This is a genomic window from Alphaproteobacteria bacterium, assembly GCA_030740435.1.
Classification (GTDB): Bacteria; Pseudomonadota; Alphaproteobacteria; order UBA2966; family UBA2966.
In genome coordinates this window covers 1-17945 of the sequence record JASLXG010000096.1, presented here as the reverse complement: position 1 = coordinate 17945, position 17945 = coordinate 1, and the positions used below count along the sequence as shown (strand labels likewise).

The following is a 17945-nucleotide window of genomic DNA, read 5'->3' as shown; positions in this document are numbered from 1 at the left end:
AAGGCCGATCATGTCCCAAACCCTACCACTGACCATCCGCATGCACGAGAGCGACAACGTCGTCATCGCCAACGTTGACGTGCTGGCCGACTTCGAGATCGTCGCCGAGGGACTGACCACGCGGGACAACGTGAACGCCGGCCACAAAATCGCCACCACCACCATAACCGCCGGCCAGCCGGTGCGGCGCTACGGCCAGGTCATCGGTTTCGCCAGCCAGAACCTGGAACCGGGCGATCATGTGCATAGCCATAATCTCGAGTTCGGCGATTTCGACCGCGACTACGCCTTCGGCGCCGAGACCCGCGAGGTGGAAATGGTGGCGGACGGCGAACGCGCCACTTTCGAGGGCTACGCCCGGGCCGACGGACGCGTAGGCACACGCAACTACCTCGGCGTGATCTCGACCTCCAACTGCTCGGCCACGGCGTCGCGCTATATCGCCGAGGCTTTTCGCGGCGAGGCGCTGGCGGCTTGGCCCAACGTCGACGGCGTGGTGGTGCTCAACCACTCCACCGGCGGCTGCGGCCTGGTCCCGGTGGGCGAGGCCAAGGCCATGTTCTACCGCACCTTCTCGGGCTACGCCCGGCAACCCAACTTCGCCGGCGTGCTGCTGGTCGGGCTGGGCTGCGAGGGTTTGCAGATCGAATACCTGGTCGAAGGCGAAAGCCTCGAGGTGGGACCCCAACTTCAAACCATGACCATCCAGGACACAGGCGGCACGCGCAAGACGGTGGAGGAAGGCATCGCCCGGGTCCGCGACATGCTGCCCGAGGCCAACAAAGCCGAACGCTCCCCCCAACCCGCCAGCAAGCTGGTGCTGGGCCTCGAATGCGGCGGCTCCGACGCCTACTCCGGCATCACCGCCAATCCGGCGCTGGGTGCCGCCTCGGACCTTTTGGTGCGCCACGGCGGCACCGCCTGCCTGGCCGAGACACCGGAGATCTACGGCGCCGAGCACCTGCTCACGCGCCGCGCCGTGAGCCGCGAAGTGGGCGAGAAACTGGTCGAACGGGTGCGCTGGTGGGAACAATACACCTCCCTCAACGGCGCCTCGCTCGACAACAACCCCTCGCCAGGCAACAAGGAAGGCGGCCTCACCACCATCTTGGAAAAATCGCTGGGCGCCGCCACCAAGGGCGGCACCACCAACCTGGTCGACGTCTACAAATACGCCGAAGCCATCACCGCCCAGGGCTTCGTCTTCATGGACACGCCAGGCTACGATCCGGCCTCGGTGACCGGCATGGTGGCCGGCGGCGCCAACATGGTGTGCTTCACCACCGGGCGGGGCTCGGTCTACGGCTGCAAGCCCGTGCCCAGCCTCAAGCTGGCCACCAACAGCCGCATGTACGAGCACATGTCGGAGGACATGGACGTGAATTGCGGCACCGTCGCCGACGGCGCCGCCACGGTGCCGGAACTGGGCCAGCAGATCTTTCGCCTGGTACTCGAGACCGCGTCCGGCAAGCCCAGCAAGAGCGAATCCTTGGGCTTCGGCGACGACGAATTCGTGCCCTGGACGGTGGGCGCGACGCTTTAGAGACAACGACGGAGGTCCCGCATGAACGATATCTCCTACCAATCGGCGCCGGTTGCCGTGCGGCCCGACATCACGGCGGCCCACGCCCGTGGCTGGCAACGCCTGGCCCGGGCCGGCACCTGGCTCAAGGCCGAACGCCGCTTGGCCATCGCCCGCGAGGTGCGCCAGGCGCCGGGCTGCACGCTTTGCCGGGAGCGCCGCCAGGCGCTGTCGCCGTATGCCGTGACAGGCAGCCACGACGATCTCGGCGAACTGCCCGAGGCCGTGGTCGAAATGATCCACCGCATCCGCACCGACTCCGGCCGCCTGACCCAGGACTGGTACCAGGGCATCATCGCCGCCGGGGTAAGCGAGGAGGAATACGTCGAGACCGTGGCGGTGATCGTCACCGTGGTGGCCATCGACACCTTCGCCCGGGCCATCGGCCAGCCGGCCGCGGCACTGCCGGATGCTATCGAGGGCGAGCCCACGCGGCAGCGCCCGGCCGGTGCCAAGCACGGCGGCGCCTGGGTGCCGTGGCTGGCGCCCGAGGACGCCGAGGGAGCGGAATCCGATCTCTACCCGGTTCCCACGGCGCCACACATCTACCGGGCCATGAGCCTGGTGCCGAACGAGGTGCGCGGCTTTTTCGACCTGACCGAAACGCAGTACCTGGAAGGCGCCATGATGCGCGACTTCGGCACCGAGTTCCGGGCCATCAACCACGCCCAGATCGAACTGGTGGCGGGCCGCGTCTCGTCCCTCAACCAGTGCCTCTATTGAACCACCAGCCACACCGTGCTGCTCCGTGGGAGCGGCCAACACACGGGTGACGACTACGATCTCAGGGCGGTGCTGGGCGAAGGTGACGGCGGCGTGCCCCAGGGCCGGCTGCTGACGCTCTATGCCGAGGCGGTGCTGGGCGACGATGACGACGCCCTCGATGCCGTGCGCAACGAACTGCGCCAGACGCTGGGCGATGCGGCTCTGGTCGACACGGCCGGCGTGGTCGCCACCTTCAACTCCATCGACCGCGTCGCCGACGCCACCGGCATTCCGTTGGAGGAGCAAAAGGCCGAGGTGACGGCCGATTTCCGCGCCGATCTGGGGCTTAACGACTACACCTACCGGGAGGGCGCCGCCGAGTGAACATCTCGGATGCAAGCATCTCGGATGCAGGGATCTCGGATGCAGGGATCTCCTATGCCGGCGCGGAGCTCGTCAGCTGCGCGAGCACGCTGTTTGAACGGGCCGGGCTCGAGGCTGAGATCGCCCATGTCGTGGCCGAGGTGCTGGTCGAGGCCGAGCTCCTGGAATACGACACTCATGGCCTGCAGTTCGTGCCCGCCTATCTGTCCGCCATAGAGGCCGGGCGGACCCGGACCTCCGGCCAGCCCGAAGTGCTGCGCGACGAAGGCGCCGCTCTGGTTTTGGACGGCCGATACCTGCCCGGGCAATGGGTCGTCCGGCGCGCCCTGGCGATGGGTCTGGAGCGGCTCGGCGACCATCCGATGGTGTCTCTGGCGATTTGCCGCAGCCAGAATATCTCCTGCCTCGCCACCTATGTGAAACGTGCGGCCGACCAGGGAGCGCTGGCCATTCTGGCGGCTTCGGCACCCGACAATGCCGTGGTGGCGCCGCATGGCGGCCGCGAGCCACGGCTTTCCACCAACCCGCTGGCGATCGCTATTCCCACGGCGGAGCACCCGATCCTCATCGACACCAGCACCTCGAGCGTCACCAACCGCTTTATCGAGCGCACGCGGCGTGCCGGCGCCCGCTTGCCCGAGCCCTGGCTGGTCGATGCAGCGGGGATGTTGAGTGACGATCCCGAGGCAATCTACGCCGACCCACCGGGCGCAATCCTGCCGGCTGGCGGTAGGATGCAGGGGCACAAGGGCTTCGCGCTATCCATCCTGGTCGAGGCCTTGACCTCCGGACTGGCCGGCGCCGGCCGAGCGACGCCTGAAACGGCCGGTGGCAATCACCTATTTTTGTTGCTAATCGATCCCGAGGCTTTCGGCGGCAGCGCGTCCTTTCAGCGCGAGATCGGCCATTTGGCCAGGGTTTGCCGTGAGGTGAAGCCGATCGACCCCGACCAGCCGGTGCGTATGCCGGGCGACCGCGCCCACGCCCGTATGGCCGAGCAGCAGGCCAGCGGTGTGCGCTTGCACCCGGAGACCCTGCAGCGACTGCTACCATGGCTCGACAAATATGGGCTGGCCCCGCCCCGGCCGCTGTCCTGAGGGGTTGGCTGATATCGCGGCCACTACGGGAGACTTTTCAGCATGAACACGGCTACGGTTAACTTTATCGGAAAAATTCGAACGTCCTACAAAACGGTTGCCGATTGCCCTGGTCAGGCGCGCCCGGCAAACGGCGTTTCGCGGATAGAGCTGGACCCGGCAATGTCCCTCGCGTTGAAGGGGATCGAGAACAAGAGCCGTATCCAGATACTTTATTGGCTTGACGAGGCCGACCGCTCCGCCTTGCAAAGAATTCCCAAGTGGTCGGAAACAAACGAGAAACTTGGGGTTTTTGCGCTGCGTTCTCCGATGCGCCCAAATCCCATCGCCTTGAGCACGGTGGAACTCCTGAAAGTGGAGGGAAACGTACTGACGGTGAGCGCTCTCGATTGCCGCGACGGGACGCCGTTGCTGGATATCAAGCCCTACATCGATCAGCCGTCACCAGCGTAACTTTTCCCAAATTGCATGTATTCTATCCACGACAAGCGCCCCCTGGAGATCACGGCGGGGGTGTTTTGGGACCTGCAAGTGGCGCAGCGGAAAAACCGACCCGAGTTATCCTTTGCTTCGGCGGTAGTGGCGCCGCGCCTTCACCAGATGGACTTTAGGGGGGATTTTCGATGACCACGGACAGCTGGCAAATCGGCGACGTAAAGATCACCCGCATTGTCGAGTTGACGGCCGTCAGGACGCCCGATTTCGGCTATCGCAATCTCACCACCGAGGAAATCCTGCGCGAGACCTGGCTGCAGCCGCATTTCGTCACGCCGGACGGCGGCCTGAAGAGCTGCGTCCAGGCCTTCGTCGTCGAGTCCCAAGGCCGCCGGATTGTCGTCGATACCTGCGTCGGCAACGACAAGCCCCGAGGCAACGCCGCCTGGAATGAATTGCGGGGTACCTTCCTCGACGATCTCAGCGCCGCCGGTTATCCGCCCGAGAGCATCGACATCGTGCTTTGCACCCACCTTCACGTCGACCACGTGGGCTGGAATACCACGCTCAGCGGCGGCCGCTGGCTGCCCACGTTCACCAACGCACGTTACCTGTTCGGGCGCACGGAGTGGGAACACTGGCAGCAGGAGACGGTGGCTGCCATAGCCGGCGACGTCGACCTCGAGATCGCCGAGGCCGTCATGGACTGCCCGGCGGTCAACCAGGATTCGATCCGCCCCGTCATCGAGGCGGGCTTGCACGATTTGGTCGAGGTCGACCATAAGGTGACGGAGGAGGTTCGACTGGAGCCGACACCCGGGCATACGCCGGGACACGTCAGCGTCGCCATCACCTCGGCCGGAGAGCGCGCGGTGATCACGGGCGACATGATGCACCACCCCATCCAAATCGGCCTGCCCCATGTGGCCAGCAAGTTCGACCACGATGTCGCCCGCGCGCAGGATACGCGCAAGGAATTCCTGCAGCGCTATGGCGACGACGAGGTGCTGGTTTTCGGCACCCACTTCGTCGCGCCCACCGCCGGCTGGGTGGTCTCCCACGGCGAAAGCTGGCGGTTCCTGGTGGACAAGTAGGAGCGAGATTTGACAGAAGACTTCGTTGATCGTTTGCGCAACTTGGCGGTAGCCACGCTATCCGACGGCTGCGATCAAATCGCCGGCAAACGGGGATATTTGGACTTCGATATCAAGGCGCGGGCGAATTACCGGAAAATCGTCGGCCCGGCCGCGACAATTCTCGAAACCCCGACATTGGAACGACACAAACCGGAATTCGCTTTCGACGTCATCGATCAAGCGCCCGCCGGCAGCGTCATCGTGATTGCCTCGGGTGCGGATGCCAACACGGCGGTTTGGGGGGAGTTGATGAACGCCGGTGCCGTGGCGCGTGGCCATGAGGGAGTGGTGCTGGACGGTGGCACGCGCGACGTCGAAATCATCAAACGCGACAGCGCTTTCCCGGTGTACGCCCGCTCCATCGTGCCTGCCAGTTCCATCGGCCGGCTCGAAACCGTGGCCCGTGATATCCCGGTCGAGATCGGCGGGATAGTTGTCAATCCTGGCGACTTCATCGTCGGAGATGAAGACGGCGTCGTCGCCATTCCCGCAGACCACGTCGCGGAAATTGTGACCTTTGCCGAGGAGGCGGAAGCGGTCGAAGCCGAAATGGCGAGGTACATTGCCGAGGCCGGTTCGCTGCGTGCCGCCATCGACAAATTCGGCCGCGCTTGAGGAAAGGCACATGACGGACGACCTCAATGCCTTCGTTCCCGACGGACGCTTCGTTGTCGAGCCGAGCGCCAGCGGGCCGCTCGACGGGGTGACGTTCGTGGCCAAGGACTTGTTCGACGTGGCCGGGCATCCCACCGGCGGCGGCAATCCCGATTGGGCGGCGGACAATCCTCTGCCGCAAAAGCATGCCTGGGCGGTCGAGACCCTGCTCGGCGCCGGTGCCCGCCTGGTCGGCAAGACCATCACCGACGAGATTTCTCTCGGCATCCTTGGCGAAAACGCCTTCTTTGGTACACCGCTGAACAGCGCCGCACCCGACCGGGTGCCCGGGGGCTCGTCGTCGGGCACGGCGGCGGCCGTCGCCGCCGGACTGGCCGATACCGGATTGGGCAGCGATACCGGCGGCTCGGTCCGCGTGCCGGCGAGCTTCAGCGGCCTCTACGGCATCCGCCCGAGCCACGGCCGCATGGACCTCGGCGGCATGATGGTACAGGCGCCGAGCAGCGACACCACGGGCTGGTTCGCCCGCAACGGCGAAACCTTCCGGCGCGTCTCCCAGGTGCTGTTGGCTGAGACCATCGAAAAGGTGGCGCCCAAGCGCCTGGTGATCGCCGTCGACGCCTTCGGTTTCGCCGAGCCCGAAACCCGGCGTGCCCTCGATCCCCTGCTCGATAGGATCGCCGGCCTGGCTGCCGAGGTTGTCGAGGAAGTGATGGCGCCGCAGGGCATTTCGGTCTGGAGCCGCAGCCAGCGTACGCTGCAAATGGCCGAGGCCTGGGCCACCTTCGCGGATTGGATCGATCGCACCAACCCCCGCTTCGCCTTCAATGTGGCGCGCGGGCTGGTGATGGGCTCGATGGTCCCGGAAGTCGACCGGCAATGGGCCAGCCTGATGAAACGCGAGGCCCGGGCGCGGCTCGAATACCTGCTGCCGCCGGGCAGCGTTCTGGCCCTGCCGACGACGCCGTTCCCGGCGCCCCTTAAGAACCTGCCGCTTTGCGAGCAGAACCGGCTGCGCGAAATGATCCTCGGTCTTTGCGCCCACGGCGGACTTGCCGGCCTGCCCCAGGTCAGCATTCCCGGCGCCACGGTGGCCGGCGCCCCGGTCGGTTTGTCGCTGCTGGCAGGCGCCGGCCAAGACGCCTTTCTGGTCGGACTGGCCAGTTCCCTGGAGGGAGCGGCGTCGTGAGGGATTTCCGCGAAAACATCCCCGAAGTGGTGGCCCAAGTGCGCCGCTTGTTCGAGCGCTACGAAACGGCCCTCGAGGAAAAGGACGTCGACGTCCTCGACGATACCTTCTGGCGCAGCCCCCATACCGTGCGCTTGGCCATGAGCGAACATGGCTATGGTTTCGACGCCATTCACGCCCATCGCCTGGCGCGCCCGCCGGGGCCGAGCATCAAGGAAAAGCGGCTCCGGTTGGAGATCCTGACCATCGGTCATGACTTCGCCACGGTCAATCTGGAGTTCAAGGTGCGGGGCAAGGACTTGATCGGCCGCCAGAGCCAGACCTGGGTCAATTTTCCCGATGTCGGCTGGAAAGTCGTCAGTGCCCATGTCTCGACCACCGACGGCAGCAAACATTGGTGAGGCGACAGAGCTCGGAACCTCCGACGGTAACCGTCGTACATCCTATCCTTTGCTGCGCCGATAGTGGCGCCGCGCCTTGGCGCGGTTGCCGCAGCTCCGCATCGAGCACCAGCGGCGCGAGCGATTGCGGCTCTCGTCGAGAAAGAGCCAGCCGCAGTCGGGGCCTTGGCAGAGCCGGATGGTGCACAGACCGTCGGCCGCCAGCAGTTCGGCGGCCGGTCGGAAAAGCAGCGATTCAAGATGGTCTGCCGGGATGCCCCGCCAGACAAATCGTCCGTCCGAAAAATCCAATTCCCCTGCCGGCGGCAGGGCTGCCAGCAGGCGGTTGAAGGCAGCGACGGCGGCGGCCGGCGGCGGCCGATTCTGGCTCACCGCGTGACCGATGCAATGGAGATCCTCACGGCCGGCGACGATGGCGCCATGACGCGCCACCGCCCGCCCCGGTTCACGCTGTGCCCAGCGGGTCAGCGCCGCCGCCGGAGCGGCGGACAAGACACCCACCCGGCTGCACCAGACCAGCACCGCCGCGAAGTCGATCAGGCGGTCGACAGGCGCCGGTCGGCCCCGCCATTCCACGGTGTTAAGGAGATCGATGGCGACGTGGCCGCCAACCAATTCGGGAAAGGGAAGCATGGTTTCATTCTAACCCCCAAAGCGGTTGACTGGCCAGGGCGGGCAATGGATACTCGATTCTAACCTCTTTACTAGTTAGAAAATTATGCCCAACGGCCTGCTCTTTGCCCTGATGTGCCTGATCTGGGGCCTGACCTGGATCGCCATCAAGACCGGCGTCGAGGCGCTGCCGCCGCTGACCTTCGCGGCCTGGCGTTTCCTTGCCGCCGGGGCGTTGCTGCTGGCGCTGGCCGGGCCGGGCAAATCGGCCCGCCTGCTCGGCCGACAACCGCTGCGCCTGGTGGCTGCAGCGCTGCTGGTCAACACGGCCTGTTACGGCTTCCTGTTCTGGGGCATGGGATTCGTCTCGTCGGGCCTCTCGGCGGTGGTCAACCTGGCGCTGATTCCGGTGGGACTGTTTGGCCTCGGGGTGCTGTTGCGGCAAGAAACGTTCACCCGGCGCCAGGCTGCCGCCTTGCTCATCGGCGTCGGCGGCCTCGGCCTTTTGTTCCGTCCACGGCTGGAGCTCGCCGGCAACGCCGACGAGCTCTACGGTCTGGCCGCCATCGTCGCCGGCACCCTGGCCTACTGTCTGGGCTCGCTGCTGGCCCGGCCGGTGCTCGAGGGCGCCCGTCCGCTGGCCGTGGCCGGCCTGCTCACCTTCATCGGCGGTCTCGGACTCTTGGCCCTGGCGGCACTGCTGGAACCGCTGGCCGAATTGACGGCGGCGGACTTTCTCACGCCGCCGGTGCTGGCGAGCTGGCTCTTCCTCGTGCTCGGCGGCTCGCTGGCCGCCTTCACCATCTACCTCAAGCTCTTGCGCGACTGGGGGCCGAGCCAGGCCGGGCTCTACGCCTTCGTCTCGCCGCTGATCGCCGTGGCCGTCGGCATGGCGGTGTTCGGCGAGCCCTTCGGCACCAACGAGGCCTTGGGTTCGGCCGTCATGCTGGGTGCTGTAGCGTTGGCCCGGGCGAATCAAATTCGTTGCTTCCGCTGGCGGCCCGGTGGGATAGAATCCCCTGGTCATGAGCGGCTTTGACTACACCCGCGCGCCGCTGCCGGTGCGCCCCGATATCACCGCCGCCCACGCCCGCGCCTGGCGGCGCCTGGGCCGGGCCGGCACTTGGCTGACAGGTGCCGAGCGCCGGGCGGTGGCGGCCGAGGTGCGCCAGGCCGGAAATTGCGCGCTGTGCGCGGACCGGAAGACGGCGCTTTCGCCCTACGCCGTGGCCGGCCGCCACGATGACATCGCCGCCCTGCCCGAGGCCTGGGTCGAGGCCATCCACCGCATCGCCAGCGATCCCGGGCGCCTGACGCGAACCTGGTTCGAGGAGGTTACCGAGACACTCGATGAGTCCCAGTACGTCGAGATCGTCGGAATCGTTCTCACCGTGATCTCCGTCGATACGTTCTGTCACGCCCTAGGGATCTCGCCGCCCGATTTGCCGCAAACGGAAGCGGGCGAGCCGACGCGCCTGCGCCCGGCCGCGGCGCGGCGCTCGAGCCACTGGGTGGCGACCATCGACCCCGAGGAAGCGGCGGAACCCGAATCCGACCTCTACGCCGGCACCAACGGCGCCAACATCTACCGGGCGCTGAGCCTGGTGCCTGACGAGGCCCGCACCTTCCGCGACCTCGACGATCATCTTTATCTGCCCTGTGACGCCATCTTCGATTTCGAACGCGAATACCGGGCGCTCAGCCACGCCCAGCTCGAGCTGGTGGCGGGCCGCGTTTCGGCGCTGAACCAGTGCCTCTACTGAACCACCAGCCATGGCGTGCTGCTCCGGGCGAGTGGCGAGGACCAAGGCGGCTACGACCTCGAAGCCATGATGGGCCGGGGCGACGGTGGCGTGGCCGACGGTGAGGTTCTGGTCGCCTACGCCGAAGCAGTGATGGGCCTCGAAGGCAGCGACTTGGCGGCGGCCCGCGAACACCTGCTGCAAACCCTGGGCGACGCCGCCCTGGTCGACGCCGCCGCCGTCATCGCCACCTTCAATGCCGTCGACCGCATGGCCGACGCCACCGGCACGCCGCTGGAGGATTACAAAGCCGAGGCCACGAACGAGTGGCGCGCCGAACTGGGGCTCGATAGTTTCGTTTTCGAGTGATTAAGTCCGAAATTCCAGCAGGCAATCGAAGTCGGGTTGGCGCACCACAACACGTTCCGCCTCGTCGATCACGGGCAGCGGATTGGCCATGCCGGCCAGCAGGCTGCGAATCCCGTCCAGCCCCTCGGTGCGGAACACCAGGGCGCCGAAGATGGAGCTGCGCTGGCCCAGCGAAGTGGCCAGCGCGCCATAGCGTTCGCCGTAGCTGGCCGGGGTCATGACGCTGATCTGGCCGCCCGGGAGGGCCACGTTGCGGCTCTCGCCGCTGCCGCTTACGTCCGAGTTCAAAAGACGGGCGAAATTCTCCGCCTCGCTCTCCTGATCCTGCGAGGCAACGACGAACTCCGGTATGGCCCGGGCGCCGTTGGCATGGCTTTGCCATTCCTGGCGCCAGACCAGCTCCGGCGTGCCGTGTTGGCAATAGTAGACCCGCCCGCCGGGAAAGACGTCGCCGCGCAGGTGAACCGTGCGGAAGCGTGCGTCCTGGGCACCGCCGGCGAGTTGCACCGGCCGGCTGAACGACTTCGGCGGATCCCCCGCCATGCCCAAATCCTGCAGGTGGGCGTAGGTTTCATCGACGTCGGCTGTCTTGAAGACCAGCCCGTTGATGCCCAGAGGCGCGTTGGCGATGTCCGGCCGGCCCGGCTGGCCGCCTTGGCGATCCGCCGGCAAGCCAATCAATTCCAGATAGTCGCTCTCGAACATCATCAGGTGGTTGATCGAACCCAGCGTGTGATAGCCGCGCTCGGTGAGGTGAAAGCCCAGGTCCCTGAACGCGCCCTCGGCCTGATCCATCCGATAGCGCACGTTGATGACGGCATGATCGAGGATTGCTTTCTCGGCCATCGTCTTCAGCTCGCCGTCGAGGCGTAGGTGCCGCGGCCCACCGCCACCAGGGAATCCTGTTCGTTAAGCACATCGATATCGACGATGGTGACGGTGCGGCCGGCCCGCCTGACCCGTGCCACCGCCCTGAGAAAGTCGCCGACCGCCGGCTTCAGGTAATCGACGCGGATATTTATGGTCGGCACACCGCCGCCCACCATCATGCCGACGGCAAAATCGCCCACGGTATCGATGAAGGAGGCGATGGGGCCGCCGTGAAACTGCTTGCTTCCCGCCCGCCGTTCCATGTTGGGCTGGAGCGGCATTTTCACCGTGAGCTCCGAGCTTTCGTAGTCCAGCGACAGCACCTCGAGGCCGAGCGTCGAGATGAAAGGCGAGACGTCGAAGCGTTCCTGAATCTGCGCTTGGCTCATGCGTTCCGGGGTATCGTTCATCTTGCGGACCGTTTCCGTTAGGGCTCGATGACCACCTTGCCGAAGACCTCGCGTTCTTCGAGCAGGCGAAAGGCCTCGTTGACCTCTTCGAGCGGCAAGGTCTTGTCGATAATCGGCTTCAGCGAGCCGTCTTCCAGCAGCCGGATCAATTCATGGAGGTCGTCGCGCATCCAGCCGTTGGAGCCCAGAACCTTGAGCTCGAAGGTCCAGATGAAACGGATATCCTCGACCGGATCATAGCCCGCGGTGGCACCGCAGGTCAGGACCTTGCCGCCGCGATGCAGGACCCTCAGTGACTTCACCCAGGTATCGCCACCGGTGAAATTGACGACGACACCAATGCCCTTGCTTTTGTCGAACTCGCGGCGATGGGGTTTGTCATAGTTCTGGTAGACCCACTTGACGAAATCCTCCTCGAGGTAGTTGACCACGCGGTCGGCGCCGATCTCGGTCAGGCGGTCCATCTTGCTTTGGCTCGACGAACACGCGACGACCTCGCAGCCCGCCCGCTTGGCAAGCTGCACGGCACAGGTTCCCACGCCGCCCGAGGCCCCCAGGATCAAGACCCTGTCGCCGGCCTGGACATCACCCACCGTGTACATCATGCGCAGCGCCGTGCCGTAGGCCACCGGCAGGCAGGCGGCATGTGCGAAGGGGACGGATTCGGGAAGGGTCACGAGTTGATGCGCGGGAACCCGGCAGTATTCCGCCAGGCCGCCGTGCGATGTCTCACCGATCAGGCCTGTGCCGTGAACCCGGTCGATGGGATCGACCATTACCCGGTCGCCCACGCTCCAGTCTTTGATGTCGCTGCCCAGTTCCACGACCTCGCCGCAAAAATCGAGGCCCATGACGGCCGGCATGGGGATCTTGATGCCCGGCATGCCGTTGCGCGTGAAGAGATCGTGGTAATTGAGCGTCATGGCGCGCACCCGGATCACCACGTCGTCGGGCCGGGGTTGGGGATCGGGAAAATCGTTATCGATCCGGATCGATCCCGGACCGCCGTGTTCGGATATGACTGCGGCTTTCACACCTTGCTCCCCTTCGTTCGGCTATGTTTCAGACGCCTTGGGCCTGCCAAAGTTTCAGGGCCTGGACGCGCAAGCCCTTGCGGTCGACTTTTCCCGGTCCGGCCAGCGGCAACTCGTCGAGAAATATCACCATGCGGGGGTGTTGATAGGCCGGTGCGTGGGCCAGGGCGTGCTGCTTGACGGCGTCCTCGGAAAGTCCGCTACCCGACCGGGGAACAACGAAAGCCACCGGCTTTTCGCCCTTGATCTCGTCCGGCACCGGCACCACGCAGCTTTGCTCGGCGTCCGGGTGGCTGACGATCGTGCCTTCCACTTGGCCTGGAAAGATGTTCTCGCCGCCGCAGACGAACATGTCGTCGTCGCGGCCGACAAAAAAATAGTTGCCGCCGGCATCGCGGCGGAAGACGTCGCCGGAGATGTACCAGCCGTCCGGGGTCAAGACCTCGGCGGTTTTTTCCGGCAGGTTCAGGTATCCCGTCATGGTGGCCCGCGTGCGATGCCAGAGAACACCCTCGTCCGCTTCCTCGCCCCGGGCATCGATAAGTTTGATATCGACCTCGGGCAACTGCCGGCCCACCGAGACATCGGGCACCGGTTTTCCCGCCGTGGGGCCAAAGACGATGGGGCCGGCCTCGGTGGTGCCGTAGCCGTTCATCACGCTGGCCTCGGGGAAAGCCGATTTCACCTGCTGCCAAAGTTTCGGCGAAACCGGTGCCGATCCCATGCGCACCACGGAGACGGACGAGAGATCCAGGCTTGCCATGAGCTCCCTTTCCCTGAGCGCCATGGCCAGCATGGTGGGCACGGAAGTGATCCAGGTGCAGCGGTAGGTTTCGATGGCCCGCAGATAGCGCCGGGCCTCGAACTCCGGCAGCAACACGGTGCTGGTGGCGGCCGAGAGCCCGAACAAACAGGTACACAGCGCATTCATGTGGTAAAGCGGCGCCGCGATCAGCAGGCGGTGATGGGTAAACGGGCCCCCCGCCGATCGCCGCTTCAGGACCCAGATGTGTCCCTCGTGGGTCAGCGGCACGCCTTTGGGCCGGCCGCTGGAGCCCGAGGTATAGAGCACCATGGCGACATCGTCGGGCGTTGGGCGATAGGTCTCGAAGGCGCCCCGATCCAAGAGCGCCTCGAAACCGTTGGCGTCGGCTGCGTCGAAATTCGTGATCGGCAGCTCGGTCGTCAGGTCCGCCCGTCTGGGGCCGTCGCAAAATACATGTTTGGCGGCACAATCGCGCAAAATGAAATCGATGATGTCCTTGGAGAATTTGTAATTGATGGGCACGGCAATCATGCCGGCCCGCAACACGCCCATGTAAGCCACCAGAAACTCCAGGCGATTGGCGGACAGGATGGCCACCGCGTCCCCCGTCCCGAGACCGCGCCCCTTGAGGCCCCGGGCGCAGGCCTTGGCCAAATCGTCGATCTCACGGTGGCTTACGCGGCGCGGCTGGTCCCACACCAGGCAATCCACCAGGGCAAGATTGTCGGCCCCGATTTCGGGATCGAAGAGAGCGCCGAGGTTGAACGCATCGATCATCGCAAGCAAGCTGCCCAAATAGCCTCAAACGGCAAGCCTCTCTCACATAAGGGGGGCGGTCAACCGGTCCAAGAGGGGAAAAGGCTGCCGTTTTTATTGTGCCGTCGAAGGTCCTGCTGGAATGCGGCCTGGGCGATGCCGGCGGCACGCCGCTCGACCAGACCCGGCTGGGGACTTCGGCGGGCCTGCGCGCCGAGCTCGACATCGACATCGACGCCTCCGCCACGTTCGGCTAAACCTTGACACCCCCCGGCGCCAAACCTATAGGAGGGGTCGCGCGGGCGTGGGGGCGATTAGCTCAGCTGGTAGAGCACCGTGTTCACATCGCGGGGGTCGCTGGTTCGAGTCCAGCATCGCCCACCATGTCGCCCGCTCGTCCCCCGGCGGCCATGTCCCGGTGAGGAATCCAAGTAGGATGTTTTGGACCCCGCAATGACTTCCTGGGATCAGCATTTCATGGATGTGGCGCGCCTGGTGGCGCAGCGCTCGAAGGACCCGAGCACCCAGGTCGGCGCCTGCGTCGTCGATGCCAACCGGCGCATAGTCTCGACCGGCTTCAACGGTTTTCCCCGCGGCATCGCAGACAAATCGGAGCTTTTGACCGAGCGCGAGGAAAAGTACGCGCGCGTCATCCACGCCGAGGTCAACGCCATTCTGTTTTCCTACCGCGACCTCGAGGACTGCACGCTCTATGTCTGGCCGCTGGCGCCCTGCCCGCGCTGCGCCGTGGTCATCATCCAGGTCGGCCTAAAGCGCGTCGTGGCGCCCGATTGGGACACCGGACACGAGCGCTGGGGCGACCAGATCGCGCTCTCGGCGGAACTTTTCGACGAAGCCGGCGTGGAGATGGCGGCGGCATGACGCCGGCCCGGCGGCCCCACCGGCGATGATCGCCAGTCTGGCCGAACTGCTGATCCTCGGCGTTGTCGTCGACTGGGTCTTTCGCAAGCTGGCGCTGCCCGGCCTGGTCGGCATGCTGCTGCTGGGCGTTGCCTTCGGCCCTTTCGCCCTGGCGCTGGTGGACACCGAACTGCTAGCTGCCTCGGGCGATTTGCGGCTCATGGCGGTGATCGTCATCCTGTTGCGGGCGGGCTTCGAATTGAGCCGCCAGGCGCTACGCCGCGTCGGCGGCCGGGTGGTGCTGCTTGCCGTCATCCCGGCCCTGCTCGAAGGCCTGATAGTGGCGGCACTGGCAAAGCTCCTGCTTGGCCTGGGGCAACTGGAATCCGCCATTCTGGGCGCCGTTCTGGCCGCCGTCTCGCCGGCCGTCGTGGTTCCGCTCATGATCCGCTTCATCGAGCAGAACCGGGGAGCCGAGAAGGGCGTGCCGACGATGGTATTGGCGGCTTCGGCCCTCAACGACGTTTTGGTCATCATCGTTTACAGCGTTCTGGTCGGCTTTGTCGGCAGCCAACAAGTCAATTTGACCTGGCAGCTTGCCGGCATTCCCATCTCCATCATTATCGGCATCGTCGTCGGATTTGCCACCGGCTCGGTGCTGTGCTGGCTTTTCCAGCGTGTGGACCCGCGCGCCACCAAGCGGGTGCTGGTGATCCTGACGCTTTCGGTGCTACTGGTACACCTCGAGCACTTCAGCGCCCAATGGCTACCGTTTTCGGCGCTGCTGGCGATCATGGTGGTTTCCATCGTTATGCTCGAGCGCGACGAGCACATGGCGCGGGAGATCTCGGCCAAGCTGGGTAAGGTCTGGATCTTCGCCGAAATCATGCTGTTCACCATGGTCGGCGCCCAAGTCAACCTGGAGGTCGCCTGGCAAGCCGGTCTCGCCGGCACCATCGTCATCCTCCTGGGCCTGATGGCACGCAGCATGGGAAGCTGGCTTTGCCTGCTGGGCAGCGACCTCGATCGCGGCGAGCGTTGGTTCGTGGTCATCGCCTACCTGCCCAAGGCAACCGTGCAAGCGGCCATCGGCGGCGGCGCCCTGGCCGCCATGAGCATGGCCGGCCTCGACACCGGGCCGGGTGAGGTGATCTTGGCGGTCGCAGTCCTGAGCATCCTTCTGACGGCGCCACTGGGCGCCTGGGGCACCGATATCGCCGGGCGGCGCTGGCTCAGGGTGGCGGCGCCCGACCCTCACGCCACCAAGGATAGCGTCTGCCAGGCCAGCGCCTTGGCGGAATAAACGGCTTCCCCCTTACCTCGCGGCAATGGTCTAGAATTGGAGGCGCCGGCCGCTAGTTGGCTGGTGGCGTCAGCGATGCCGGTCGCGGCGAAGGGAGGAATCGTGAAGACGATGGGCTACGCCGACGGCCTCCCAAGCGAATCCTGCCCGGCACCACCTTTCGCCCCCGTCGAAAGGCGGAGCCGAGGATGATCGTCAGCCTGGCGGAACTTCTGATCCTCGGCATCATCGTCGATTGGAGCTTTCGCAAGCTGACGCTGCCCGGCTTGGTGGGCATGCTCGTCCTGGGCATCGTATTCGGCCCCTTCGCCTTGGCGCTGATGGACCCCGATCTGCTGGCCGCTGCCAATGATCTACGCCTGATCGCGCTGATCGTCATCCTGCTGCGCGCCGGTTTCGAGCTGAGCCGGGAGGCGTTGCACCGGGTGGGCGGCCGGGTGGCTCTGCTTTCGGCTGTACCGGCACTGATCGAGGGCCTGGCGGTGACGCTGCTGGGGCCGCCGCTGCTGGGGCTCGGCTACCTTGAATCCGCCATCCTGGGCTCGGTGCTGGCGGCCGTCTCGCCGGCCGTGGTGGTGCCGCTGATGATCCGCTTCATCGAGCAGAACCGGGGCGCCGAGAAAGGCATCCCGACAATGGTGCTGGCGGCCTCGGCCATCGACGACGTCTTCGTCATCGTCATCTACAGCGTGCTGGTCGGCTTCATCGGCGGCCAAGAAGTCAACCTGGCCTGGCAGCTTGCCGGCATTCCCATCTCCATCGTGCTGGGCATCGCGCTGGGCCTCGGCGTTGGCCTGGTGCTCTATCGCCTCTTCCAGCACTTCGACCCCCGCGCCACCAAACGGGTGCTGGTGATCCTGGCGCTCTCGGTGCTGCTGGTGCGGCTGGAGCACCTCAGCGCCGAGTGGCTGCCCTTCGCGGCGCTGCTGGCGGTCATGGCCATCGGCTTCACCATACTGGAACGCGACGAGCACATGGCCCACGAAATCTCGGCCAAGTTGGGCAAGATCTGGGTCATCGCCGAGATCGTGCTGTTCACCATGGTGGGCGCCCAGGTGAATCTCGATGTCGCCTGGCAGGCCGGCCTGGCCGGCGCCCTGATCATCGCAATCGGTCTCGTCGCCCGCAGCATCGGCACCTGGCTCTGCCTCCTGGGCAGCGACTTGAACCGCGGCGAGCGCCTGTTCGTGGTCATCGCCTACCTGCCAAAGGCCACCGTCCAAGCCGCCATCGGCGGCGGCGCCCTGGCCGCCATGAGCCTGGCCGGCCTCGACACCGGGCCGGGCGAGGTGATCCTGGCGGTGGCCGTGCTGAGCATCGTGCTGACCGCACCCCTGGGCGCCTGGGCCACCGACATCGCCGGCCGGCGCTGGCTCGAGATAGCCCCCCCGACCATCCATGAAGCCTACGACGCCGCCATCGAGAGCGAGGCGCACGAGGATTGAGGCTTCGATCGCGGCAACGCCCCCTCCCTCACCCTCCCCCACAAGAGGGGAGGGAGCCGGCACCAACCATCACTTTCTTCCCCCTCCCCCTTGATGGGGGAGATTCCATGGGTTGGTGAGCGTGCTTCCGTTAGGTTTGGATTTCCAACAACCCCAAACCATCGGAGATGACAGATGCAAGCATCGACTCAAACATCGACCATTTGCACGCCCACCAGGGAACAGTCTGCCAC

General features: G+C 65.6%; 19 protein-coding genes and 1 tRNA gene. 15 read left to right on the top strand and 5 right to left on the bottom strand.

Features of this window, described 5'->3' with window-relative positions; all coding sequences use genetic code 11:
* The first annotated feature begins 10 nt into the window (after positions 1 to 10).
* The 8 genes from QGG75_11295 to QGG75_11260 all read left to right on the top strand — a co-directional run bounded on the left by QGG75_11295 (position 11) and on the right by QGG75_11260 (position 7544).
* Positions 11 to 1543, top strand: coding sequence for an altronate dehydratase family protein (locus QGG75_11295; protein ID MDP6067817.1), 1533 nt, complete (start codon positions 11 to 13; stop codon positions 1541 to 1543).
* A gap of 21 nt (positions 1544 to 1564) precedes the next feature.
* Complete coding sequence (locus tag QGG75_11290) at positions 1565 to 2671, top strand: alkylhydroperoxidase-related (seleno)protein (protein ID MDP6067816.1); 1107 nt, start codon at positions 1565 to 1567, stop codon at positions 2669 to 2671.
* Positions 2668 to 3768 (top strand): Ldh family oxidoreductase, encoded by a 1101-nt coding sequence (locus QGG75_11285; protein ID MDP6067815.1) that lies wholly within the window; start codon positions 2668 to 2670, stop codon positions 3766 to 3768. Before QGG75_11290 ends, QGG75_11285 begins: the two co-directional genes overlap by 4 nt.
* 42 nt (positions 3769 to 3810) lie before the next feature.
* On the top strand, positions 3811 to 4221 hold the full coding sequence (tsaA, locus tag QGG75_11280; GenBank protein ID MDP6067814.1) for a tRNA (N6-threonylcarbamoyladenosine(37)-N6)-methyltransferase TrmO: 411 nt from the start codon (positions 3811 to 3813) through the stop codon (positions 4219 to 4221).
* A 170-nt stretch (positions 4222 to 4391) separates the two neighbouring features.
* Positions 4392 to 5297 carry an MBL fold metallo-hydrolase gene (locus QGG75_11275; protein ID MDP6067813.1) on the top strand — a complete coding sequence of 302 codons (906 nt, stop codon included), beginning with the start codon at positions 4392 to 4394 and terminating at the stop codon, positions 5295 to 5297.
* 9 nt (positions 5298 to 5306) lie between these two features.
* Entirely contained in the window at positions 5307 to 5954 is a 648-nt protein-coding gene (locus tag QGG75_11270) for an RraA family protein (protein ID MDP6067812.1), read from the top strand.
* Positions 5955 to 5964: 10 nt separating this feature from the next.
* Positions 5965 to 7143 carry an amidase gene (locus tag QGG75_11265; protein ID MDP6067811.1) on the top strand — a complete coding sequence of 393 codons (1179 nt, stop codon included), beginning with the start codon at positions 5965 to 5967 and terminating at the stop codon, positions 7141 to 7143.
* Entirely contained in the window at positions 7140 to 7544 is a 405-nt protein-coding gene (locus QGG75_11260; protein ID MDP6067810.1) for a DUF3225 domain-containing protein, read from the top strand. Before QGG75_11265 ends, QGG75_11260 begins: the two co-directional genes overlap by 4 nt.
* Positions 7545 to 7586: 42 nt before the next feature.
* Here the strand turns inward: QGG75_11260 and QGG75_11255 are convergent, their stop codons facing one another.
* Complete coding sequence (locus QGG75_11255) at positions 7587 to 8177, bottom strand: CGNR zinc finger domain-containing protein (GenBank protein MDP6067809.1); 591 nt, start codon at positions 8175 to 8177, stop codon at positions 7587 to 7589.
* Between the two features lie 85 nt (positions 8178 to 8262).
* On the opposite strand from QGG75_11255, the gene QGG75_11250 reads away from it, so the two are divergent.
* The gene (locus tag QGG75_11250) at positions 8263 to 9195 is read left to right on the top strand and encodes an EamA family transporter (protein ID MDP6067808.1); all 933 of its coding nucleotides are present in this window, start codon (positions 8263 to 8265) and stop codon (positions 9193 to 9195) included.
* Positions 9182 to 10267, top strand: coding sequence for an alkylhydroperoxidase-related (seleno)protein (locus QGG75_11245; protein ID MDP6067807.1), 1086 nt, complete (start codon positions 9182 to 9184; stop codon positions 10265 to 10267). The genes QGG75_11250 and QGG75_11245 overlap by 14 nt, the downstream gene beginning before the upstream one ends.
* On the opposite strand, the gene QGG75_11240 is transcribed toward QGG75_11245, so the two are convergent.
* The 4 genes from QGG75_11240 to QGG75_11225 are packed head-to-tail and all read right to left on the bottom strand — an operon-like array spanning position 10268 to position 14124.
* Complete coding sequence (locus QGG75_11240) at positions 10268 to 11113, bottom strand: VOC family protein (protein ID MDP6067806.1); 846 nt, start codon at positions 11111 to 11113, stop codon at positions 10268 to 10270.
* A 5-nt stretch (positions 11114 to 11118) separates the two neighbouring features.
* Positions 11119 to 11547: a PaaI family thioesterase gene (locus tag QGG75_11235; protein ID MDP6067805.1), complete on the bottom strand. Its 429-nt coding sequence runs from the start codon at positions 11545 to 11547 to the stop codon at positions 11119 to 11121.
* Between the two features lie 17 nt (positions 11548 to 11564).
* On the bottom strand, positions 11565 to 12581 hold the full coding sequence (locus QGG75_11230) for a zinc-binding dehydrogenase (GenBank protein MDP6067804.1): 1017 nt from the start codon (positions 12579 to 12581) through the stop codon (positions 11565 to 11567).
* 28 nt (positions 12582 to 12609) lie between these two features.
* A complete protein-coding gene (locus tag QGG75_11225) occupies positions 12610 to 14124 on the bottom strand; it encodes a class I adenylate-forming enzyme family protein (protein MDP6067803.1) in 1515 nt (504 codons plus the stop codon).
* Between the two features lie 98 nt (positions 14125 to 14222).
* Between QGG75_11225 and QGG75_11220 the strand changes: the two genes are divergently transcribed.
* The 5 genes from QGG75_11220 (at position 14223) to QGG75_11200 (ending at position 17712) form a co-directional block, all read left to right on the top strand.
* Complete coding sequence (locus QGG75_11220; protein MDP6067802.1) at positions 14223 to 14360, top strand: hypothetical protein; 138 nt, start codon at positions 14223 to 14225, stop codon at positions 14358 to 14360.
* Positions 14361 to 14411: 51 nt separating this feature from the next.
* A tRNA-Val gene (locus QGG75_11215) sits at positions 14412 to 14487 on the top strand.
* 69 nt (positions 14488 to 14556) lie between these two features.
* Positions 14557 to 14985: a dCMP deaminase family protein gene (locus QGG75_11210; protein MDP6067801.1), complete on the top strand. Its 429-nt coding sequence runs from the start codon at positions 14557 to 14559 to the stop codon at positions 14983 to 14985.
* Between the two features lie 25 nt (positions 14986 to 15010).
* Positions 15011 to 16267 carry a cation:proton antiporter gene (locus QGG75_11205; GenBank protein MDP6067800.1) on the top strand — a complete coding sequence of 419 codons (1257 nt, stop codon included), beginning with the start codon at positions 15011 to 15013 and terminating at the stop codon, positions 16265 to 16267.
* A 188-nt stretch (positions 16268 to 16455) separates the two neighbouring features.
* A complete protein-coding gene (locus QGG75_11200; GenBank protein ID MDP6067799.1) occupies positions 16456 to 17712 on the top strand; it encodes a cation:proton antiporter in 1257 nt (418 codons plus the stop codon).
* Positions 17713 to 17945: the final 233 nt, after the last annotated feature.

Coding starts and splice junctions, on each gene's coding strand:
- QGG75_11295 (MDP6067817.1), top strand. CDS start 11: ATGTCCCAAACCCTACCACTGACCATCCGCATGCACGAGAGCGACAAC.
- tsaA (MDP6067814.1), top strand. CDS start 3,811: ATGAACACGGCTACGGTTAACTTTATCGGAAAAATTCGAACGTCCTAC.
- QGG75_11275 (MDP6067813.1), top strand. CDS start 4,392: ATGACCACGGACAGCTGGCAAATCGGCGACGTAAAGATCACCCGCATT.
- QGG75_11265 (MDP6067811.1), top strand. CDS start 5,965: ATGACGGACGACCTCAATGCCTTCGTTCCCGACGGACGCTTCGTTGTC.
- QGG75_11255 (MDP6067809.1), bottom strand. CDS start 8,177: ATGCTTCCCTTTCCCGAATTGGTTGGCGGCCACGTCGCCATCGATCTC.
- QGG75_11250 (MDP6067808.1), top strand. CDS start 8,263: ATGCCCAACGGCCTGCTCTTTGCCCTGATGTGCCTGATCTGGGGCCTG.
- QGG75_11240 (MDP6067806.1), bottom strand. CDS start 11,113: ATGGCCGAGAAAGCAATCCTCGATCATGCCGTCATCAACGTGCGCTAT.
- QGG75_11235 (MDP6067805.1), bottom strand. CDS start 11,547: ATGAACGATACCCCGGAACGCATGAGCCAAGCGCAGATTCAGGAACGC.
- QGG75_11225 (MDP6067803.1), bottom strand. CDS start 14,124: ATGATCGATGCGTTCAACCTCGGCGCTCTCTTCGATCCCGAAATCGGG.
- QGG75_11210 (MDP6067801.1), top strand. CDS start 14,557: ATGACTTCCTGGGATCAGCATTTCATGGATGTGGCGCGCCTGGTGGCG.
- QGG75_11205 (MDP6067800.1), top strand. CDS start 15,011: ATGATCGCCAGTCTGGCCGAACTGCTGATCCTCGGCGTTGTCGTCGAC.
- QGG75_11200 (MDP6067799.1), top strand. CDS start 16,456: ATGATCGTCAGCCTGGCGGAACTTCTGATCCTCGGCATCATCGTCGAT.